Annotated in this window: 24 protein-coding genes; 1 reads left to right on the top strand and 23 read right to left on the bottom strand. The window is 37.5% G+C overall.

All coding sequences use genetic code 11. The features are described 5' to 3' along the window. Positions 1-192 precede the first annotated feature (192 nt). The 21 genes from RBQ61_RS04285 to RBQ61_RS04185 form a co-directional block, all read right to left on the bottom strand. Positions 193-1,236 carry a nitronate monooxygenase family protein gene (locus tag RBQ61_RS04285; protein WP_308139288.1) on the bottom strand — a complete coding sequence of 348 codons (1,044 nt, stop codon included), beginning with the start codon at positions 1,234-1,236 and terminating at the stop codon, positions 193-195. 146 nt (positions 1,237-1,382) lie between these two features. Continuing rightward, entirely contained in the window at positions 1,383-2,078 is a 696-nt protein-coding gene (locus RBQ61_RS04280) for a V-type ATP synthase subunit D (RefSeq protein ID WP_308139287.1), read from the bottom strand. A 16-nt stretch (positions 2,079-2,094) separates the two neighbouring features. Further along, positions 2,095-3,471: a V-type ATP synthase subunit B gene (locus tag RBQ61_RS04275; RefSeq protein ID WP_308139286.1), complete on the bottom strand. Its 1,377-nt coding sequence runs from the start codon at positions 3,469-3,471 to the stop codon at positions 2,095-2,097. Between the two features lies 1 nt (position 3,472). Continuing rightward, the gene (locus RBQ61_RS04270) at positions 3,473-5,245 is read right to left on the bottom strand and encodes a V-type ATP synthase subunit A (protein WP_308139285.1); all 1,773 of its coding nucleotides are present in this window, start codon (positions 5,243-5,245) and stop codon (positions 3,473-3,475) included. A gap of 37 nt (positions 5,246-5,282) precedes the next feature. Then, complete coding sequence (locus RBQ61_RS04265) at positions 5,283-5,603, bottom strand: V-type ATP synthase subunit F (RefSeq protein ID WP_308139284.1); 321 nt, start codon at positions 5,601-5,603, stop codon at positions 5,283-5,285. Next, positions 5,596-6,603 (bottom strand): V-type ATP synthase subunit C, encoded by a 1,008-nt coding sequence (locus RBQ61_RS04260; RefSeq protein ID WP_308139283.1) that lies wholly within the window; start codon positions 6,601-6,603, stop codon positions 5,596-5,598. The genes RBQ61_RS04265 and RBQ61_RS04260 overlap by 8 nt, the downstream gene beginning before the upstream one ends. Positions 6,604-6,627: 24 nt before the next feature. Beyond that, on the bottom strand, positions 6,628-7,209 hold the full coding sequence (locus RBQ61_RS04255; protein WP_308139282.1) for a V-type ATP synthase subunit E: 582 nt from the start codon (positions 7,207-7,209) through the stop codon (positions 6,628-6,630). Between the two features lie 46 nt (positions 7,210-7,255). Beyond that, positions 7,256-7,738 (bottom strand): V-type ATP synthase subunit K, encoded by a 483-nt coding sequence (locus tag RBQ61_RS04250; RefSeq protein ID WP_308139281.1) that lies wholly within the window; start codon positions 7,736-7,738, stop codon positions 7,256-7,258. Positions 7,739-7,763: 25 nt separating this feature from the next. Further along, positions 7,764-9,722: a V-type ATP synthase subunit I gene (locus tag RBQ61_RS04245; protein WP_308139280.1), complete on the bottom strand. Its 1,959-nt coding sequence runs from the start codon at positions 9,720-9,722 to the stop codon at positions 7,764-7,766. 1 nt (position 9,723) lies between these two features. Continuing rightward, on the bottom strand, positions 9,724-10,050 hold the full coding sequence (locus tag RBQ61_RS04240; RefSeq protein ID WP_308139279.1) for an RNA methyltransferase: 327 nt from the start codon (positions 10,048-10,050) through the stop codon (positions 9,724-9,726). 381 nt (positions 10,051-10,431) lie between these two features. Then, complete coding sequence (gene fabZ, locus RBQ61_RS04235) at positions 10,432-10,875, bottom strand: 3-hydroxyacyl-ACP dehydratase FabZ (RefSeq protein WP_308139278.1); 444 nt, start codon at positions 10,873-10,875, stop codon at positions 10,432-10,434. A gap of 3 nt (positions 10,876-10,878) precedes the next feature. Further along, a complete protein-coding gene (fabF, locus tag RBQ61_RS04230) occupies positions 10,879-12,117 on the bottom strand; it encodes a beta-ketoacyl-ACP synthase II (protein ID WP_308139277.1) in 1,239 nt (412 codons plus the stop codon). A gap of 50 nt (positions 12,118-12,167) precedes the next feature. After that, positions 12,168-12,899 carry a 3-oxoacyl-[acyl-carrier-protein] reductase gene (fabG, locus tag RBQ61_RS04225; RefSeq protein ID WP_308139276.1) on the bottom strand — a complete coding sequence of 244 codons (732 nt, stop codon included), beginning with the start codon at positions 12,897-12,899 and terminating at the stop codon, positions 12,168-12,170. 56 nt (positions 12,900-12,955) lie between these two features. Further along, positions 12,956-13,897 carry an ACP S-malonyltransferase gene (gene fabD / locus RBQ61_RS04220; protein WP_308139275.1) on the bottom strand — a complete coding sequence of 314 codons (942 nt, stop codon included), beginning with the start codon at positions 13,895-13,897 and terminating at the stop codon, positions 12,956-12,958. Next, positions 13,890-14,849, bottom strand: coding sequence for an enoyl-[acyl-carrier-protein] reductase FabK (fabK, locus tag RBQ61_RS04215; protein WP_308139274.1), 960 nt, complete (start codon positions 14,847-14,849; stop codon positions 13,890-13,892). Before fabK ends, fabD begins: the two co-directional genes overlap by 8 nt. A gap of 101 nt (positions 14,850-14,950) precedes the next feature. Beyond that, positions 14,951-15,181 (bottom strand): acyl carrier protein, encoded by a 231-nt coding sequence (acpP, locus tag RBQ61_RS04210; protein ID WP_308139273.1) that lies wholly within the window; start codon positions 15,179-15,181, stop codon positions 14,951-14,953. A gap of 158 nt (positions 15,182-15,339) precedes the next feature. After that, positions 15,340-16,461, bottom strand: coding sequence for a non-hydrolyzing UDP-N-acetylglucosamine 2-epimerase (wecB, locus tag RBQ61_RS04205; RefSeq protein ID WP_308139272.1), 1,122 nt, complete (start codon positions 16,459-16,461; stop codon positions 15,340-15,342). 28 nt (positions 16,462-16,489) lie between these two features. Next, positions 16,490-17,518 carry an MraY family glycosyltransferase gene (locus RBQ61_RS04200; protein WP_213923927.1) on the bottom strand — a complete coding sequence of 343 codons (1,029 nt, stop codon included), beginning with the start codon at positions 17,516-17,518 and terminating at the stop codon, positions 16,490-16,492. 1 nt (position 17,519) lies between these two features. Further along, complete coding sequence (gene rpiB / locus RBQ61_RS04195) at positions 17,520-17,981, bottom strand: ribose 5-phosphate isomerase B (RefSeq protein ID WP_308139271.1); 462 nt, start codon at positions 17,979-17,981, stop codon at positions 17,520-17,522. After that, positions 17,978-18,478, bottom strand: a complete 501-nt coding sequence (locus RBQ61_RS04190; RefSeq protein ID WP_308139270.1) for a low molecular weight protein arginine phosphatase — start codon at positions 18,476-18,478, stop codon at positions 17,978-17,980. Before RBQ61_RS04190 ends, rpiB begins: the two co-directional genes overlap by 4 nt. 8 nt (positions 18,479-18,486) lie before the next feature. Next, entirely contained in the window at positions 18,487-19,545 is a 1,059-nt protein-coding gene (locus RBQ61_RS04185) for an L-threonylcarbamoyladenylate synthase (protein WP_308139269.1), read from the bottom strand. A gap of 160 nt (positions 19,546-19,705) precedes the next feature. Here RBQ61_RS04185 and RBQ61_RS04180 point away from each other — a divergent pair, with 160 nt between their 5' ends. After that, on the top strand, positions 19,706-20,443 hold the full coding sequence (locus RBQ61_RS04180) for a ZIP family metal transporter (protein WP_308139268.1): 738 nt from the start codon (positions 19,706-19,708) through the stop codon (positions 20,441-20,443). Here RBQ61_RS04180 and RBQ61_RS04175 read toward each other — a convergent pair whose 3' ends face one another. Both RBQ61_RS04175 and yfbR read right to left on the bottom strand, forming a co-directional pair. Next, positions 20,444-20,668 carry a DUF3343 domain-containing protein gene (locus RBQ61_RS04175; RefSeq protein ID WP_308139267.1) on the bottom strand — a complete coding sequence of 75 codons (225 nt, stop codon included), beginning with the start codon at positions 20,666-20,668 and terminating at the stop codon, positions 20,444-20,446. Between the two features lie 113 nt (positions 20,669-20,781). Next, a complete protein-coding gene (yfbR, locus tag RBQ61_RS04170) occupies positions 20,782-21,366 on the bottom strand; it encodes a 5'-deoxynucleotidase (protein WP_308139266.1) in 585 nt (194 codons plus the stop codon). Between the last annotated feature and the right edge of the window lie 5 nt (positions 21,367-21,371).

Here is a 21,371-nt window from a genome sequence, read left to right as displayed (position 1 = left end):
GTTTCAGCAATATAATATTATAAGTATAATTGCAATTTTAAATGAAGTCAAGTATAAATAATAGAGTAATTTGAAACTTTATAGATATTAATAAAAGGCTATGTGTATCTAAAATGCTGATTATACATGCCATATGTCGTTAATGTAAAAGAATATACATGCATTATAGTGCATTTCTATTCTTTTGAAACTCTATATTAACAAACTGTTGACTACTTCTCTTACCGTGGATATTTTATTAATGCCACTTAAATTTGAACCGGAAAATATTAATCCGTCACGACCTTCCACCGCATCTATCAGACCCTTTGAGATACAATAAGGAATTGTCAAAGGATTGCATCCGGGCATGCACTTAAAACACTTGCCCACCTTGCATCCATTTGAAATTGAATCAATAAGAAAATTAGTTCTAATTGCTCTCGCAGGCATACCAACCGGACTCTTAATTATCATTTCGTCGTCTTCGGATGTATTGACATATGCAAGTTTAAAATTTTCATGAGCATCACATTCAACAGTTGGCACAAACAAGCTAGCTATTTGAAATCCGTCTGCCCCCTGGGCAGCCAGTTCTGCCATATCAGCTTTCGTTCGTATACCCCCTGCAGCAATAACAGGAATTCTAACACCATTTTCTGCTTCAATCCCTATTATAAGTTCCTTAACTTCCTTAACAATTTCCTTTAAAGACGCATATTTTTTTTGGAGCATTTCATCCATTTTAAATCCCAGATGCCCTCCGGCCAGCGGACCTTCCACTATTACGGCATCCGGAAGTCTATCATGTTTTAAATAGCTTTTTATTATTATCCTTGCTGCCTTAGCAGACGATACTATTGGAGCAATTTTTGTTGATGTACCTTTCACAATTTTTGGCAACGCAAGCGGCAATCCCGCGCCTGAAATTATTAAATCTATCTTTTCTTCCACAGCTTTTTTTACATAAAGCTCATAATTGTTCATGGCAGCCATCAGGTTCATGGCTATAATTCCTTTTGTTTTTTCTCTAGCTCTTCTTATTTCCTTTGCCATAGCTCTCAAATTAGCTTCAACAGGATTATTTTCAAAGTCAGGTTCACGAAAACCTATCTGCACGCCGGATATTGTACCTATCCCGCCTTCATTGGCAACTGCGGACGCAAGATTTGACAACGATACACCAATGCCCATACCGCCTTGTATTATTGGAATTTTAGCGGTTAGATTTCCTATTTTCAATTCTTTTAATTCCATATTTTCTCCATTGTTTTAAATATCTATTTATTTGATAGTCAAAGTATATATGTTTTATTAATTTTTGTCAAGTAAAAAGGCAGCGCCCTAATTATATAGGCACTGCCTTTAAATAACATTTAAGCTGTTAGTAAAATCAATCAAATCTACTCTTTTGAACTGAATTCATCAAGAGCAGCCTTCGTGAATTCTTGTTTTTCTTCTATTGCTTCCTGAACCATCATGTCTTTAACCTTCATAAGTCTGGTTTGGTTCCCTCTCTCGTTTTCATCCAGTTTCATCTGTATATACTTAATTGTTTCCTGGAACTGAGGAATCATAACATATTCAAGAGCATTAACCCTTCTTCTGGTTTTTTCAATTTCAGCCGCTAAAAGCTGTACCTCTTTTTCCACTGCCGCCAATTTAAGCATTTCCGGAAAAATATCCGACAAATTCTCAATAGCGCTGTCCAGTTCGGCAGAAGTATTTGCAAAACCATATGGATAAATGTTTGATGTATCGTCAGTTGTTGTTTTAAAATCAAAAACCGGAACATCTACACTCATAACATTTTTATTGCTCACCTCTATTGAAACACCCTGTTTTGGATACATCAACGCTTCGTTCAGCACCTCTGATGACATTACAGCACTGGCTATAACAAAGTTTGAATATACATCACCTATAAGTGAATCAACCTTCTCACGCAAAACTTTATTTTCTCTGGCAAGCTCCAAAAATTGCTTCATAAGCTCATCACGTTTATCCTTAAGCATCTTGTGACCCTTTACTGCCACCTTTAAGCGCTTTTTCAGAGAGGTTAATACCATTCTGGTCGGATTTACATTTAATCTTGCCATAACTTAACACCCCTCACTAATTTTGTTTCGGATAGTATTTTTCAAGATATTCGTCTCTGATACGTTTTAATTCGCTCTTTGGAAGAAGTGTCAGCAAATCCCAACCAATAGACAATGTTTCTTCTATTGATCTGTTTGTTTCATAACCCTGAGAAACATATTTTTTCTCAAACTCATCGGCAAATTTTGCATAAAACTTATCTGTATCCGAAAGTGCTGCTTCTCCAAGAATTGCCATAAGTTCCTTAGCTTCCTTACCTCGAGCATACGCCGCAAAAAGCTGATTTAAAACATCTGAGTGATCTTCTCTTGTCTTTCCTTTTCCTATACCTTTGTCCTTCAAACGTGACAATGAAGGAAGTACATCTATAGGAGGCTTGATGTTCTTTCTGTATAATTCACGAGACAAAATTATCTGGCCCTCTGTAATATATCCTGTTAAGTCCGGAATAGGATGTGTTTTGTCATCCTCAGGCATAGTCAATATAGGGATCATTGTTATAGATCCTTCCATACCTCTTTTCCTTCCGGCTCTTTCATAAAGTGTAGCAAGGTCAGTGTACAAATATCCTGGATATCCACGTCTTCCTGGAACTTCCTTACGAGCTGCCGAAACCTCACGAAGTGCCTCTGCATAGTTTGTAATATCTGTAAGAATTACAAGCACGTGCATTCCTTTATCAAATGCAAGATATTCAGCTGCGGTAAGAGCCATACGAGGAGTAGAAATACGCTCAATAGCAGGGTCATCAGCCAGATTCATAAACAGAACCGTTCTGTCAATGGCACCTGTTTTTCTAAAGTCTGAAATAAAGAAATCCGCTTCTTCATATGTTATACCAATAGCCGCAAATACAACGGCAAATTTAGACTCTGTTCCCAAAACTTTTGACTGACGTGCAATTTGAGCAGCCAAGTCAGCGTGCGGAAGACCTGATCCTGAGAATATAGGCAGCTTCTGCCCTCTAACCAATGTATTCAGTCCATCTATTGCCGAAACACCTGTCTGTATAAACTCATCGGGATAGTCACGCGCCGAAGGATTCATCGGAAGACCACTTATATCAAGTCTTTTTTCCGGTATTATTTCCGGTCCGTTGTCAATAGGTCTGCCCAGCCCGTCAAATACACGGCCAAGCATATCATAGGATACTGCAAGCTCCATGCCTCTTCCGAGAAATTTCACCTTGCTCTCTGCAAGGTTAATACCTGCTGAACTTTCAAAAAGCTGAACCAATGCGTTGCTGCCGTTAATTTCCAAAACCCTGCAGCTCCTTGTTTCGCCGCTTGGAAGTTCGATAACGCCTAATTCATCATACGCAACATTCTCAACATTTTTTACAAGCATCAAAGGTCCCGCTACTTCAGATATTGTTTTATATTCTCTAATCATATTATTCGACCTCCTTGCTTGATACAAGAGCTGACATTTCAGTTTCAAGCTGTTTTTTAATACTATCAAAAGCTTCTTGTACATTCTTTTCTTCAGTATATTTGAATCTCCCTATTTTCTCCCTTACAGGAAGGTCTGATAGTGCTTTAAAATCAGCTCCTTCTTTCAAGGCTGCAATACCGTCATCATGATATTTCAAAATTAATGTAAGCAGCTTATGCTGTTTATCAAGAGACGAGTAAGTATCCACATCATGGAACGCATTTTGGTGCAAATAGTCCTCTCTTATTGATCGTGTTGCCTCGAGCTTTAATCTGTCTCCAACAGATAGTGAGTCGACACCTACCAACTGAACTATTTCATTTAACTCAGCTTCTTCCTGAAGCATCTTTATTGCTTCCGAACGAAGATCCGACCAATCTTTTGCTACATTTTCATTAAACCATTTATTCAATCTGTCTGCATATAAAGAGTAACTGTTCAGCCAGTTAATAGCAGGGAAGTGACGTCTGTATGCAAGCTGTGCATCAAGTGCCCAGAAAACCTTAACTATACGCAATGTTGCCTGTGATACCGGTTCTGATATGTCTCCTCCAGGAGGTGATACAGCACCGATGGCTGATAACGCACCTTCTCTTCCTTCAGCTCCGAGGCTGATTACCCTTCCTGCTCTTTCATAGAACTGAGCAAGTCTGGATGCCAAATATGCTGGATAACCTTCTTCACCCGGCATTTCTTCAAGACGTCCGGACATTTCACGAAGAGCCTCCGCCCAGCGCGATGTAGAATCTGCCATAAGAGCAACTGAGTATCCCATGTCTCTAAAATACTCTGCAATTGTGATACCTGTGTATATTGACGCTTCACGGGCCGCAACAGGCATATCTGAAGTGTTGGCAATTAATACTGTACGCTTCATCAATGATTCGCCTGTTCTTGGGTCTTTAAGCTCAGGAAACTCCATCAAAACGTCAGTCATCTCGTTTCCTCGCTCACCACATCCTATATAAACAACAATTTCTGCATCCGCCCATTTAGCTAGCTGATGCTGCACAACCGTCTTGCCACTTCCGAACGGCCCCGGAACAGCTGCAACTCCGCCTTTTGAAATAGGAAACATAGTATCTATTACTCTCTGTCCTGTTACAAGAGGCTTATCAGGAACCAGTTTTTCTTTATATGGTCTGCCTTTTCTTACAGGCCATTTTTGCATCATTGTTACATTAACTGTTTCACCGTTTTCTTTTTTTACAACACATACTGTTTCTTCAATAGTAAAGTTGCCTGATTTTATTTCAGTTATGGTTCCGCTTATACCGTAAGGAACCATAATTTTTTGCTGAACAACCATTGTTTCCTGAACAGTACCGATAATATCGCCAGTTTGAACCTTGTCTCCTGATTTTGCAACCGGTACAAATTCCCACTTCTTTTCTCTGTCAAGAGACGGAACACTTATACCTCTGGCAATGTTCGGTCCTGCAATTTTTCTTATTTCTTCCAGCGGTCGCTGAATTCCGTCATAAATTGTTTCTATAAGGCCAGGTCCCAGTTCAACCGATAACTGAGCACCTGTTGTTACTACAGGAGCTCCTGGAGCTAACCCTGCTGTTTCTTCATATACCTGAATGGATGCTTTGTCACCGCGCATCTCAATAATTTCGCCAATCAGCGCCTGATCACCAACACGTACAACGTCAAACATGTCTGCTTCCTTCATACCTTCGGCTATAACCAGCGGCCCTGATATTTTTACTACTCTACCTTGGCTCATTAAAAGAATCACCTGCTTTCATTTTTTATAACTCTAGTTAATCGTTGTTAAATAATATATCCGCACCAACTGCCTTTTCAACAGCCTTTTTGATATTTTCAAATCCTATTCCGCGGCTTCCGCTCATACCCGGTATAGGAATAATTGCCGGCAGACGCTTTTCACCATATTCATAGATAGTGTCTCTGATTTCGTCATAGAAGTTTTCTGTTATATAGATAATAGCATAGTCTTCATTTGCAATTTTCTGCAGTTTACCTTTTGCATCGTCCTTGGTGGTGCAACCAAACACGTCGAGTCCCACAGCCTTAAACCCGAGAACACTTTGTTTATCTCCTATAATACCTATTTTATACATAAGTTTCTCTCAACCTCTCTCTTATTAATTCAGGCGAGATACCTGCAAGTTTACCTGCCATTATAATCCTTGCAATTTTTATCTCATTATCCTTTGCAATCAAATATGCCGCAAGCGGATCAATGCCAAATGAAACAAACTTAGCATCTTTAATGAATTGAATTAATTTATTGTCAAGAAGTTTTTCAAATACCGCAAATAAACCGGTTTCTTCTAAGTATTGAGCACCTTCAAGAAAAGCTTCCTTAAATCCATATCCGGAAATTTGTTCTGCAAATTTTTCTAGCGTCTCATTATAATTGCTTATAAAAGTTTGCTCGCTGATATTTCCGCCTTTAATAAAAACTTTGCTGAAAAAATCCCAAGATTTATCCATCCTCTTCAAACGCACATAAGTTTTTATATTAATTGTATCAATAAGCATTCTAACATAATCAACAATAAACTGGCTTCCTGTATCTTCCGCCGATTTATACATTTCATCGTAACAATACTTATCTAATATAATATCTATTATTTGAGGATCATTTAACTTTGGAAAAGCATCTATAATTTCATTCAATGCCTTGCCCATATTTTCGGTCAATGGTAAAAAGTCTCTTTCATTAAGTGAGTTTTTAAGAACTTTTATATTAATCGTCCCTGTATCTACCAATAAATCCGTTGCGTCAATCCCCAAATATTCTGCTTTCATAAGAACTTTTAAATTATGATAGTCATATGGATACAAAAACATTCTGAAGTAACTGAGCTCCGGAGCTATTGACATAATAAAATCATAAGACTTCTTATGCTCTTCCGTCAATAGTTTTTCAAAATCATCCGGATTTACAGCTTCATTTTCATATCCGTAATTGCATTCTTCCAATATTCTAATGGAATCTTCAGCGGTTTTTGCATCTATCATTCTCTCAGCTCTCTCATGCGACAACATATATTTTTCAACACTTCGCACTCTAGCAACAGAAAAAATATAATCCGTACCTGTTAATTTAGCCAAAGTCATTCCTCCTTTCAGCTGAAATTAATCGAAAAGAACATTAGCTACATCATTTGTCAGTTCATCTTTTATGGAGTCTAACAGCATTTCAAATGTGCTGTTAATTTCAATATCTCCGTTTTTAAGGATGAAACCTCCAATTGAGTTAGTTGTTTTTTCGCTCAATGTAAGCTTCTCTCCGTTTAATTTATTATTAACCAGATTTACCAACTTATCGCCAATTCTTTCCTTATCTTTTTCATTTAAGATAATAGTTCCGCTGCAATTGGGAATATTTATAATTTGTTCCGTTAAAAAGCTTATATATTTATCTTCAGGCATTTCTTTAAGTTTATTTAAAGCAGCACCGAATCCTTTTTTTATACCTTGCTGTTTAGTGCCTAGAATCATCTTTCTTCTTTGAAGCTCGGCGGAAGAAATCATTCTGTTTTTTAAATTTTCAGCATCAGCTTTAGATTTTTGTTCTTCACCGCTTAAAATTTCTTCTGCTTGTTTTTTAGCTTCTTCAATTATTTGCAAGCTTTTATTTTCTGCGTTCTTTATTATGCCTTCAGCAGTGCTGTTCGCTTCATCTAAAATATTCTTAGTAATATTTTCAATGCCCACCTATATCACATCCTTATTATATTTTTTATCTTTAACCAAATATACATTATATAACTATACCGTTTATTATAAGGAATGATACAAGCAGAGCCAATACTGCGTATGTTTCAACCATAGCTGCATAAACCATAGGTTTAGCGATTTGGTCAGGTTTTTTAGAAATCAGCATGATACCAGATGCACATACTTTACCTTGATGAATACCAGAAATAATACCTACTAAACCGATGGGTATGGATCCTGCCAAAAAGTATCCGCCCTGAGCAACTGTTAAAGCTGCTACGTCTGCGCCTAAAAATCCTATCTTATTTAAGATAATGAAAGATATCAAAAGCCCGTAAATACCTTGAGTTCCAGGTAATGCCTGCAGAATCAATGTAGCTCCGAATTTCTTAGGGTCTTCTGCCATAACTCCACATGCCGCTGAACCGGCATATCCTATACCTACTGCACTACCGCATCCTGCAAGTGCTGCTATTGCTGCTCCAAAAATTGCTAAAAAAGTACCTGTTGAAAAAAGTTGTTCCATTTAAAATTACCTCCTAAGATATTGTTTATTTTGTAATTTTTATATACTTTGTTTTCTTCATAAAAGGGTTAAACGCGTCCCCTCCGCCTTCGTAGAATTTACCGAAGAATTCAACATATTGCAATCTGGCTGCATGGACAAATGTACCCAGTGAGTTTATTGCAATATTAAATGTGTGTCCTATCAGTAAAACAACTACCAGCAGTATTGATGCAAATATCCCTGTGCCACCTAACGAACCTAGTACGCTTACAACGGAAGATATTACTCCTGTAGCAAGGCCTAATGCAAGCAGTCTAGAGTATGATAATACATCACTTAAATAACTTGTAATTCCATATAAGCTCAACACTCCGCTAAATAGCTTTGAAATCAATCCTTCCTTCTCTCTTCCCTGAGTCAAAATAAGGCCGATTCCAAATACAATTGTCATCCATTTTCCAACTACGTTAGAGCCTGCTATTACTGAGTTTCCAAATAACCATAACGCGATACCGATTATGAAACCATACCAGAACCCTATATCAAACAATGCGTCCAACGGATGTCCGTCCCTTATATCCATGTATGCCTTGATGCCCATTCCCACAAAAAGGTGCACCACGCCAAACAATAAAGAGAAAATTAAAAGCGTCATCGGTTCAGTAATAGGGTTAATCCATATAGGTTTTATTGCAAAGTCTCCATTAAACATAACTCTTGCAATAGTTGTAAGTGCATCTCCAAAATAGCTTCCAAACATTATTCCCCAAAAAATTGTAGCTAATCCGCAGTAGAAAAACATTTTCATCATCTTTTTCAAGTTGCCTTCGATATTAAATTTTCTGAGGATTATGAAACATGCACCGGATATTATCGCGCCATAGCCTACATCTGCAAGCATCAGACCGAAAAACATCATGTAGAACGGAGCCATTATACTTGTAGGGTCAATACTCGTAGGTGAAGGTAGGCTGTACAACTCTGTAATTGATTCAAATGGTTGTGAAAAAGAATTATTATTTAATAATATAGGATACGGTTCCCCTTCTTCAGGTTCACTGATTTCAAACCAGCATTCATATTTTTTTAATACGGAGCCAATCTGTTCCTTACTTGAATCAGGGATCCATCCCTGAAGGTAAAATGTAGTATCTGTCTTAAGCATGTTGCCTAATATTTTATTCTTGTCTTTTTCGATTGTCAAATAATCATAATAAGCTTGTATTTCTTCTTTATATTGAACATATTCAGAAAAGTTTTTTTCAATAGCAGATTTACTTTCTGATATTTCTTTTAACCTTTTCTCATACAAAGCAATATTTTCTGAAGCTGTTCCAGTTAAATCCTTAAATTCAGCATTATTAAAGCCAAATTGCTTTAATACTTCATAAACGTCATCTTTTTCTTTAGTTAAGCAAATAGTAGTAATATAATACTGCTCTTTGTCGCTAGCAAGTATGTCTATAACATATTTATCAGTTTCTTGGTCTAGATCACTTTTCAGCCTGTCAACATCAATGACACTGGGAACAACACCGATAAATATGCTTGTATATATTGTTTCACGAAATTCTAGGGGCAATTCATATTTTACCCATGGCTTTAAACTCAAAATTGAAGTTTCCAATTTATTTTGTTCAGAGCACAGGTTATTGTATGACTTGCTTAGCTCGACCACCTTTGCTACATTTCCTTCAACATCATTGATGTTGTCAACCATGCTGTCAAATTCCTTCGATGATACTAACCTTCTTGTGCTAAATAGTGGTTTTTTGCTGGTATCATAACCTTCAAGAGTAATAAGAACATCATTGATTTTTGAAATTTTAGAATCGTAGTTCAGCACTGCATCTTCGTTTCCGTCTTTTTTCACATAGCTAAGCCATTCGGGATCTGCTAACTTTGAATCCTGAGAGCTTACTTCAACAACGCCTAAATCCATAATATCCTTTACAAGCCATGATTTCTCGCTGTTTAAGCCCACTATGCTTATTTTGTTCATATTAACTATCGCCACTGGTATTCACTATCCTTTCCAGTATTATAGAAGCTGCTTTATCCATTTTTTCATCTGCCTTCTCTAAAATGTCCTCACATTCTTTATCGGCTTTATTAATAATGTCATCAAATAATTCCCGACCTTGGGATTCTGCAACTTTCAAAACTTCGGAGCTTGCATTTTCAGCAGACTCTCGGGCTTGTTCTGTAATTTGCAGAGCTTGCGCATTAGCATCGGTAATAATTTGCTTAGCTTGCTGCCCGGCTTCTTTTTTAATTGATTCTGCCTTTTCTTCAGCTTCTTTTATTACCTTGATAACCTCAATTGACACTTTACCACCGCCTCTGTTTAAAATTTTTTAAATATAAAAATTCTGCCCATGCTACTACTATAATTTCAAAAAACAAAATTGTCAAGACAGCATAACTATTTTTCGAAAACAATTGCCTGCTTAATAAAAAAGGAAATCCACTGTGTTTCCTTACAAAAATAATGTAATTGATTTTTGACTTTTGTCTTATTAAAAAAATAATGGTTTTTTTATATTTATCCGTAACATATGTTACGCACATAAAATATTTAACTTTTTTTAATATTTACGTTAAAATATTAACATATTGTTAAATATCCATTTTTTAATATTGTTTCCACAAAAATATAAAGTATGTTATAACTCTCTTATTATAACATACTTTTCCATTAAATTATATTGTTATTTTACATTTGTTTGCTTTTCCACCGCAAAAATTAACTCTGCTTCTGCTGCAATTTCATCGTTTACGTATGCAACAGCACTGCCGATTCCAAAACTTCCCTTCAACTTCGTTATTTCCGTAACTAACTTAAGAGTATCTCCGGGAATTACTTTCTTCTTAAACCTGGCACTTTTAATACCGCCAAAATAAACTGTACTTCCGCTGAATTTTTCAAGAGATAATATAGCCACCGCTCCCGTTTGTGCCAGCGCTTCTATTATTAACACTCCCGGCATTACAGGATTTCCCGGGAAGTGCCCCTGAAAAAACTGCTCATTAATTGTAACGTTCTTTATCCCCACAGCTTTTTCTCCTTTTTTCAGCTCAACTATTTTATCAACCAAGAGCATTGGATATCTGTGTGGAATTATTCTTTGTATATCAATTGAGTCATAAATCATGGCTTAGTTCCCTTTATATTTTTTTAATATAAGTGTGGCATTATGCCCTCCGAACCCAAAAGCATTGGACAGTGCGTAGTCATATTCTCTTTCAACACCTTTGTTGGGAACAAAATCCAATCCTAAATCGGGGTCTGTTACCAAGTGGTTTATTGTTGCGGGTATAAATGAATCCTGCAGGGACTTTGCACAAACTATTGCTTCAACAGCACCGGCAGCTCCAAGCAAATGGCCTGTCATTGATTTAGTTGAGCTTATAGGAATTTTGACAGCATACTCTTTAAATATGTTCTTAATTGCCTGTGTTTCAAACTTGTCATTATACTTAGTGCTTGTTCCGTGAGCGTTTATATATCCTATTTCTTCCGGTTTAATGCCTGCATCCTCAATTGAGTGAAGCATGGAACTTGATTGTCCCTCTGAGCTTGGATCAGGAGATGTCATATGGTATGCATCACATGTTGCTCCGTATCCCACTATTTCGGCATATATTTTGGCACCTCTTTTAACAGCATGCTCATAGTCTTCCAACACCATTACACCGGCGCCTTCGCCCATTACAAATCCGTTTCTTTCCTGATCGAACGGTATTGATGCCCTGTTAACATCTGTAGTTGTTGACAAAGTAGTCAACGCATGAAAGCCTGCTATAGAGCACGGAGTTATGGCTGCCTCCGAACCTCCGGCCAGCATAACATCACATATTCCGTCCTGAATCCTTTTATAGGATTCTCCTATGGCATTAGCTCCTGTGGCACATGCAGTCACCGTTGAATAGTTGATATTTTTAGCTTTATATTTTATAGCAACAAGCCCCGATGCCATATTTGAAAGCATCATAGGTATAAAAAATGTAGATACCTTTCCAGGGCCTCTCGTAAGAAGCTTTTCGTGTTCTTTTTCAATGGTGTGTATACCGCCTACAGCGCTTCCTACAACACATCCAAACCTGTCACTGTCTGTTTTTTCAATGTCCAGACCCGAATCTTTAACTGCTATATCAGCTGCCGCTATTGCAAACTGACTGTATCTGTCCATTCTTTTTGATTCTTTCTTATCTATATAATTCGTCGGTTCAAAATCTTTAATTTCTGCCGCCAGCTTTACATTGAAATTGCTTGTGTCAAAAGATTCAATGGGGCTGACTCCGCACTTGCCTTTTTTTACATTTTCCCAAAATTCATCTCCTGAACCTATGGGACTTATAACACCAACACCTGTTATTACAACTCTTCTTTTCATAAATCCTCCTACTAAATGAGCTGTGCTATCTACCAGCTCCTGCATTCTTATTACATATAAAATCCGCCGTTAACAGACAATACCTGCCCAGTTATATATGATGCTTTATCTGAAATTAAAAATTCTACTGCATCCGCAATATCACTTGGCTGCCCTAATCTCTGCAGCGGAATATTTTTCATCATTTCTGCTTTTATATTATCAGGGATTTTATCAGTCATTTCTGTCTGTATAAATCCCGGTGCTATGGCATTAACAAGAATATTTTTCTTTCCTAATTCTCTCGCCATGGACTTGGTCATACCTATTACTCCCGCCTTAGACGCGGAATAATTAACCTGCCCTGCATTTCCAGCAAGCCCTACCACTGATGATACATTTATAATTCTTCCGTGCTTCTGCTTCAGCATTCTTTTCGCTATGTGCCTGCAGCAGTTAAATGTTCCTTTCAGGTTTGTATCAATAACCTTGTCGAATTCTTCCTCCGTCATTAGAGGAAGAAGATTGTCCTTAGTTATTCCTGCATTGTTAATAAGCACGTCCACAGATCCAAACTCCTTGAAAGCCGAGTCTATAAGTTTTTTTGCATCATCATACACTGATATATCGCATTGAACAATAATATTCTCCGTATCCTTGTTGCTGAAATTGCTTATAAGCTCTTCCATACAAGACGTGCTGCTTCTGTAATTTAGCACAAGATTATATCCCAATTCATTTAATCTTGACGCAATGACAGCTCCAATTCCTTTTGAAGCTCCTGTTATTATTGCAGTTTTCATAATTCCCCTTCCTTTTATCGATATTTAAAATAAACTTCCTTTTTTAACAACGTTGCCTATGCGTATGACATCTGCAGGTACGTTTCAAGAGAAGCAATGCTGTCCACATTTATCGATTTGACATTTTTGTCGATTTTCTTTAAAAAACTTGACAGTGTTTTTCCGGGTCCTATCTCAACAAATGTGCTCACACCGTCTGATATCATTTTTCTTACGCATTCTTCCCATCTCACCGGGTTGTAAACCTGCTTCTCAAGCTTGTCGGCAATAGCGGAATCATCATTGTAGTATTCAGTATCCACGTTGGATATTACTGAACATAATGGTTTGCTGAATTTTATTTTTTCTAGATCTTCTTTCAGCCTTGCCCCTGCCGGTTTAAGCATGGATGTGTGAAAAGGCGCGCTTACCTGAAGAGGTACAGCTCTCTTAATATTGAATTCCTTGGTCTGCTGCATGGCATTTTCAATTGCTTCTTTTTTACCGCCCACTACAATTTGACCGGGGCAATTAAAATTAGCAGGTTCCAACAATCCAAACCTCTCTGTAGCAGTATTGCAAAAGCGAATTGCGTCCTCAGCCGTACATCCCAACAGAGCCATCATTCCTCCCTCACCTACAGGAACGGCATTCTGCATATAGTTACCTCGGTTATAAACAAGTTTTACCGCAGTTTCAAAATCCATTGCAGAGGCAGCTGTAAGCGCTGAATATTCTCCAAGGCTCAATCCTCCCATCACAACAGAATCCATCTTTGAATTCTTCTTAATAACCTCATAAATTGCCATGCATACCGTCAACAAGGCAGGCTGTGTAATTTTAGTTATGCTCAAGTCCTCATCCGGACCTTCAAAGCATAATTTTGTTATGTCAAATCCAAGGGCTTGGTTTGCTTTTTCGAATATTTCCCTGCTTTCATTAAAATTTTCATAAAAGTCTTTTCCCATTCCGGCATATTGTGCACCCTGTCCCGGAAATACAAAAGCGGTCTTACTCATCTTTTCCTCCCGTTACTAATGAACTTAATTCTTGCATTATTTTTTCTGCTTCTTCAAACATCTCTTCAATTATTTCCTCACAGCACTGCTCTTTATTAACCAACCCGGCAATTTGCCCGGACATTACAGAGCCGTAATCCACATCTCCTTCTACAGCCGCCTTGTAAAGCCGTCCTCTTCCCAGCTGCTCCATTTCTTCAACATCAGCGTTATTTTTTTCTAAATCTTTAAATTGCTTAACCAACTTATTTTTCAAAACCCTAACCGGATGTCCGGTTTTTCTGCCTGTTACCGCTGTATCTGTATCATTGGCATTTTTAACCTTGTTTTTATAGTTTGAATGTACATTGCATTCTTTTGCCAGCAAAAATCTTGTTCCAACCTGCACACCCTGCGCACCGAGACTGAATGCAGCGGCAATTCCTCTTCCGTCACCTATACCTCCTGCTGCTACAACTGGAACACTTACAGCATCAACAACCTGTGGTGTAATACACATAGTCGTTATTTCACCCACATGTCCGCCTGATTCCGTCCCTTCACAAATTAGGGCATCAGCTCCTGCTTTCTCCAAATGCTTTGCATATGCAACTGACGGAACTACAGGTATAACCTTGATTCCCGCTTCCTTCCACAGCTTCATATATTTCCCCGGATTACCGGCACCTGTTATAATAACGGGAACTTTTTCTTCAATAAGCATCATCCCCACTTCCTTTGCATGAGGGCTTAAAAGCATAACATTAACGCCAAACGGCTTATCTGTAAGATCCTTAATCTTTTTTATTTCTTTTCTGAGTGCTTCGGCAGTATTGTTTCCCGCAGCTATTACACCGAGACCTCCCGCCTCTGAAACCGCAGCCGCCAACCCCGCATCTGATATTTGAGCCATGCCCCCTTGAAATATTGGATACTTTATATTCAAGAGGCTACATATATTTGACTTTAACATATAATCTCCTTTGTATTTATTACTTAATCTGACATGTTTCACATATGAGAAAACGCCTGTCAAGGCGTTTTAGGTTGATGAAAATCATCAAGATGATATTATTAATTTTGTTTGCTTTCAATGTAATTTACGATGTCCCCTACTGTGACAAGCTTGCCGTAATCATCTTCCTCAATCGTTACATCCAGTTCATCTTCAATTTTGCTTATTAATTCAAATAAGTCCAGTGAATCAGCTCCCAAATCGTCCTTAATTTTGCTTTCTAATTTTATATTTTCCTCTTCAACATCCAATTCTTCAACTAAAATTTCTTTAACCTTTTCTAAGATCATTATGTCCTCCATTGATTTAAATATCTATTATTTTGATTTATACATTTATCCTTTGTCTAATATTTTGATATTCGAAGTATATAATAAAAATAATTCTTTGTCAATATTTTTTTTAAAAAAACCCGCCAAAGGGCGGGTTAAATTCGTATTATCCAATATTAAAGCATTTTGCTTATAATAGCTTTTCTGATATGTTCTGCAGCCATTCCGTCTCCGTAAGGATTAACTGCATTAGCCATTTTTTTGTATTCATCTTCACTGTTAATAAGCGCATCCAACTCAGCAAATATTTTCTCTTTGTCAGTTCCAACCAGTTTTGCCGTACCGGCATCAATGCCTTCGGGTCTTTCGGTTTCTCTTCTTACAACAAGCACAGGCTTCCCAAGTGACGGCGCCTCTTCCTGAACACCTCCCGAGTCTGTAACAACCAGGTAGCACTTATTCATTAGGTTGGTGAATGGAAGGTAATCAAAAGGCTCTGTTAAATGAATTCTGTCCATGTCTCCAAAAACCTTCCTTGCTATTTCTCTCACCTTTGGATTCAAATGCATGGGGTATATTACCTCCACATCATCATTCTTCTGTACAGCTTCTTTAACCGCTGAGAAAATATCCTCCATAGGCTTGCCAATATTTTCTCTTCTGTGAGCAGTTAGTAGCACAACCTTTTTATTTTTAAAATCTATTTTGTTAAGACTCTCATTTTCAAATTTATAATTATCATCTATAACCCATTTTAATGCGTCTATGGACGTATTTCCTGTAATAAATATTTTAGACTCTTCATAGCCCTCACGCAGCAAATTATTTTTTGATATTTCGGTGGGAGCGAAATGAAAGTCCGTTATAACTCCGGTCAACTTGCGGTTTGCTTCTTCCGGATATGGAGAATACATATTTCCGCTTCTCAGCCCCGCTTCAACATGTCCTATTTTTACTTGATGATAAAAGGCTGCCAAAGCTCCGGTAAATACTGTTGTAGTATCTCCCTGAACCAGTATCAAATCAGGCTTAAAATCCTCAACAACCTCCTCCAGACCGCTCAGTGCTCTGCATGTTATTTGCGTAAGCGTCTGTCCGCTTTGGAAAATGTTCAAGTCATAATCCGGCTCTATGGCAAATATTTTCAGAACCTGGTCAAGCATATCTCTATGCTGTGCAGTAACGCATATTTTCGTTGTGAAATGCTCTTCATCACTTTTAAGTGCCTTAACTATTGGAGCCATTTTAACTGCCTCCGGGCGTGTCCCAAAGATAATGAGAGTTTTTATTTTATTCATGAAACCTCCTATGTAACAAGATTATTTTTTACTGTTCTTTTCTGGTAAACAATCCGCCGATTTTAGCAAAATAAAATACTGCCACAACTACAATCGTAGCAACAATTATGCCTACAAACGGTTCTGTATCGGCTATTGCTATTGAAACAATTCCCAGCATCATGCTTATAAAATACATTATAAGTACAGTCTGTCTCTGGTTAAGCCCTGACTTCATCAGCTTGTGATGCAGATGATCTTTATCAGCCTGCATTATCGGTTTATTGTTCAAATATCTTCTGATAATGGCAAAAGTTGTATCAAAAATCGGAAGTCCCAATGCAAATATAGGCACCGCCAACGCAACAGCCGCAACACTTTTTACCATTCCCGAAACGGACGTAACAGCAAGCATGTATCCAAGCAACAGCGCGCCTGTATCTCCCATAAATATTTTTGCGGGATTGAAGTTAAAAGGAAGAAATCCCAGCGAAGCTCCCGCAATAATAGCACACTGCATAACAATAAAATCATGTCCCATATTTGCTGCAGTAAAAAGAAGAGTTGTAGCCGCTATGCTGGCTACTCCGGAAGCAAGTCCGTCCAGTCCGTCAATTAGATTTATTGTATTTGTTATCCCAACTAGCCAAAATAATGTTACGGGATATGAAAGCCATGTCAAAAGATAGCTCATGCCTGTTTCCGAGAGAGGGTTCGTAATAAAATGAATCTGAACTCCACCCTTTATGGCAACCATAGCAGCTATAACCTGCATAAGCATTTTAATCTTTGCAGGCATATCATACATGTCATCAACTATTCCCGTAAGAACAATCAAGGTAGCTCCAGCCATTATATGCAGGTTTGTTGCGTTTCTCGGCATGTACACAAACATGCATGCCATTATAGAAATGTAAATAGCAAGTCCTCCAAAATATGGCATAGGTTTGCTGTGTATTTTTCTCGGATCTTTCGGAACATCCAATGCCCCGACTTTAATTGCAAGCTTACGCGCAGGAGGAGTCATAATAAAAGATATTATGACTGCCGATATAAATGCTACAATATAACCGTTCATATTATTCCTCGACTTTAAGCGTTTTTTCTATATCCATATCAATTAATTTATTGACCCTTCTTTCATGTCTGCCACCTTCAAAATCCGTCGAAATCCATGTATCAACAATATTAAGAGCCAATCCTTTTCCGATTACTCTTCCTCCCAATGCAAGCATGTTTGCATTGTTGTGCATTCTTGACATTCTTGCCATAAATTCATTGGTGCATAATGCGCATCTTATTCCTTTTACCTTGTTTGCAGCTATGGAAATTCCTATTCCGGTTCCGCATATTATTATTCCTCTGTCCGCTTCATTACATGCAACAATTTCTGCAGCTTTCTTCCCATAATCAGGATAATCCACGGATTCTGTATTATAAACACCGATGTCATTAACATCATAGCCGTTTGTTACTAAGTGTTCCTTGATAGTTTCCTTTAATTGAAATCCTCCATGGTCACATGCAAGTACTATTTTCATTTTTTCCTCCATTGTTCTTCTATAGTTATTTGTATATTATTCACTATTATGTTTAGTTGTTCTTCTATTTCTTTTGCACTGCTTTCATAGACATTATAATTCAGACCGTAAGGGTCTGCAATATCCAAATTTTTTCTTTCTGTTTCTTCGCCATTTATAATCAGTGCAAATTCCTTAAGGGTATAAACTCTGTCCGAATACTCCGGAGCCGCGTCCACTATGATTTTTTTATGTCTCAATGTCATAGTTAAAATCAAATCTGATTCGGAAATAATTTGTTTAGTAAGCTGTCTTGATCTGTGATTTGATATATCAATACCTTTTCCTGCCAATGTACGTATTGCTTTCTCATTTGCACTTTCACCTTCAAACGTGCTGATTCCAGCTGATGACACATGGATATTCTCAATATTTTTTTCTTTAATCATATATTTAAAAATACCTTCGGCCATACTGCTTCTACAAGTATTACCCGTACATACGAACAAAATATACATAAACACCTCTATACTATTATTGTTTCACTGGAAGCCTTTCCCAGCCTGTTCATTATTGCCTTTCCAAGACCATTTTCATCTACGGCTTCAGCAAGTATGATATTAACTCCCATGTGGTCAAAATTTCTAAGGTCCTTAAATAGATTAGACGATATGGAAAGGGGTTTTGTTCTGTCTCCGCATAAAATAGTTAATTTTCCTTTATAATATTTTTCAGTCTGCGCAGTTGACATTATGCCTACTTTATATCCATCAGAAGAAAACTTTGCATAATCTTCGTTTATTTTTAAAGCAATTTTCTCAATATCTCCCTTATACAGAATCACCTTCGCCTTGGGAGAATAGTGCCTGTATTTTTGTCCCGGAGACTTTGGAACTATTTTTTCACTGCTTTTAATGATTGCGGGATCATACTTACAATCCCCTAGCAAATCTTTTATTTCCTCACCGGTAACTCTGCCTGGTCTTAGTATCATCGGGACCTCGGAAGTCATATCAACTACTGTGGATTCCAGACCTATATCCGTGCTGCCTCCGTCAATTATCATATCCACTTTTCCCATTAAATCCTCTATTACATGATCAGCTTCAGTGGGACTTGGTTTGCCCGATGTATTTGCACTTGGTGCTGCAATAGGCTTACCGCTTTCTTTTATCAACGCCAGTGCGATTTTATTTTCCGGAAGACGGATTGCCGCCGTATCAAGACCGGCTGTTATCTTATCTGACAATATATCTTTTTTGTAAAATATCATCGTAAGAGGTCCCGGCCAATATTTTTCAGCCAGCTTCTTTGCATTTTCCGGGATGGTTTTCGCCAAGCTGTACAGTTCATCAAGCTCTGAAATATGTACAATAAGCGGATTATCTTGCGGCCTTCCCTTTGCTTCGAATATCTTGTCAACAGCCTCGCCGTTAAATGCGTCCGCACCTATGCCATACACTGTTTCTGTAGGAAATACAACAGTTCCTCCCCTGTTAATAATATATGCCGCTTCCTTAATCACACCAATATCTATATTTTCACGATCCATCTTCACTACTTTAGTCTTTATCATTTTTTCCATGTTACACCTCTGTCAAAATTGATATCTCTGCCAATCTAAGGCTTATTATATAACACATTATAAACATAAACAAGATTTTACTTCTTAATATTTTATTTCATAAACCTAAAATTTAAATATCCACATATATATTAATATAAAAGGTTACAGGAGGACAAACGTGAACATTTTATATTATTTTGCAGCAGGTTTCATAATAGGAGGAATAGGAACACTAATAGGAGGATTGATTGCCGTCATTATTCCAAAGCCTGATGAACGAACGCTGTCTGGTATGTTGTGCCTTGCTGCAGGTATAATGCTTTCAGTAATATCTTTTGATCTCATACCTGAAGCATACGAAATAGGCGGCTTTTTTATAGTTACACTAGGCTTGGCAATTGGACTCTTAATTGTGTTTACAGCAGAAAAAATGATACCCTCACATAAGTTTGCCCGATATAAGGGAAAAAAATTAAGCTACATAAAAATGAGCTTAATAATTATGATTAGCATGAGCCTCCACAACTTTCCAGAAGGAATTGCTGTGGGTTCAAGTGCTGTATATTCAGAAACTCTCGGTTTAAAAATAGGTATTTTAATTGCCGCGCACGACATACCAGAGGGAATGAGCGTAGGAATTCCCCTAATCATGAGCGGAGTTTCACCGTTATCAGTAATACTTTTGACAATACTAACCGGGCTTCCCACAGCATTTGGAGCAGTGGTCGGAGCGGCTCTTGGGGGTATTTCTAAATATTTCATAGCTTTCTGCCTATCGGCAGCAGCCAGCAGCATGCTTTATGTTTCCGCAAACGAGCTTATTCCGGAAGCAAACCTATTGCACAGAGGAAGAAGCAATGCAGTATTTTTACTTGTGGGATTCATATGCGGATGTTATTTAAGCTATGCTGTATAATCACGCGCTTAAATAGATATTATCATAAACAAGCTTGTTGTTTTCAATAATATCCTTCATTTTATTCATATCTGACTTAAAAAAACGAATGCATATCCCGCAGCTTGAGCTTATACTTCTGGGAACAGGTATTACCTTGTATTCAATGTCATGTTTTTTTACCTCTGTTTCCACTTTCATAGCATAGGACACAGATTTAAATGTCATGTAGTTATATTGATCCATATTGTACCTTCTTATTTTATACTCAATTTCAGTATATCATACATAGCCTAACAGTCTAATGAAAAAAAGTTATAATAACAGATTCTATTATAACCTTTTTTATATACTTTTATCTATTCCATTTCATCCAAAGTTAAACCATAACCGCCCAAAAATTCATCCATAAAGATTTTTACATCCTGCCTGTTCATACTGCTCAGTTCCCTGAATATGGATTGCTTTGCATTTGTAAATTCTCTGTTGCCGGATTTTTCTTCTTCAATACATTTGATGTAAGCGCTCAGCTTGTCCGCAGCCTTAACTGTTTTCCATACTTCTTCATCCTCAGCCTCAGGTATAAGTATGGGCTCATATTCCTGATAAAAATCCTCCGGCAGCATCTTTAGGAGAGTTTTGCTTGCAGACAATTCAACTTCTTTGTACGCATTATTGATTGCGGGATTAAAATACTTAATCGGTGTTGGCATATCACCTGTCAATATTTCCGACGAATCATGATAAATTGCAAATAATACAGTCTTATTGACATCAATATCTTTTCCCATTCTTTTTTTCTGTATAATTGCCAAAGCATGTGCAATTACCGAAACGTCAAGACTGTGTTCCGACACATTCTCCTCTTTCGTGTTTCTCATTAGCCCCCACCTGTTAATGTACTTCATCCTGGAAATAAGGGCATAAAAGTTCGATTTTTTCATAAATT

The sequence above is a fragment of the Sedimentibacter sp. MB35-C1 genome, from assembly GCF_030913635.1.
Lineage (GTDB): Bacteria > Bacillota > Clostridia > Tissierellales > Sedimentibacteraceae > Sedimentibacter.
Note: the sequence above shows the minus strand (reverse complement) of the source record. Positions and strands in the feature narration are given on the sequence as shown.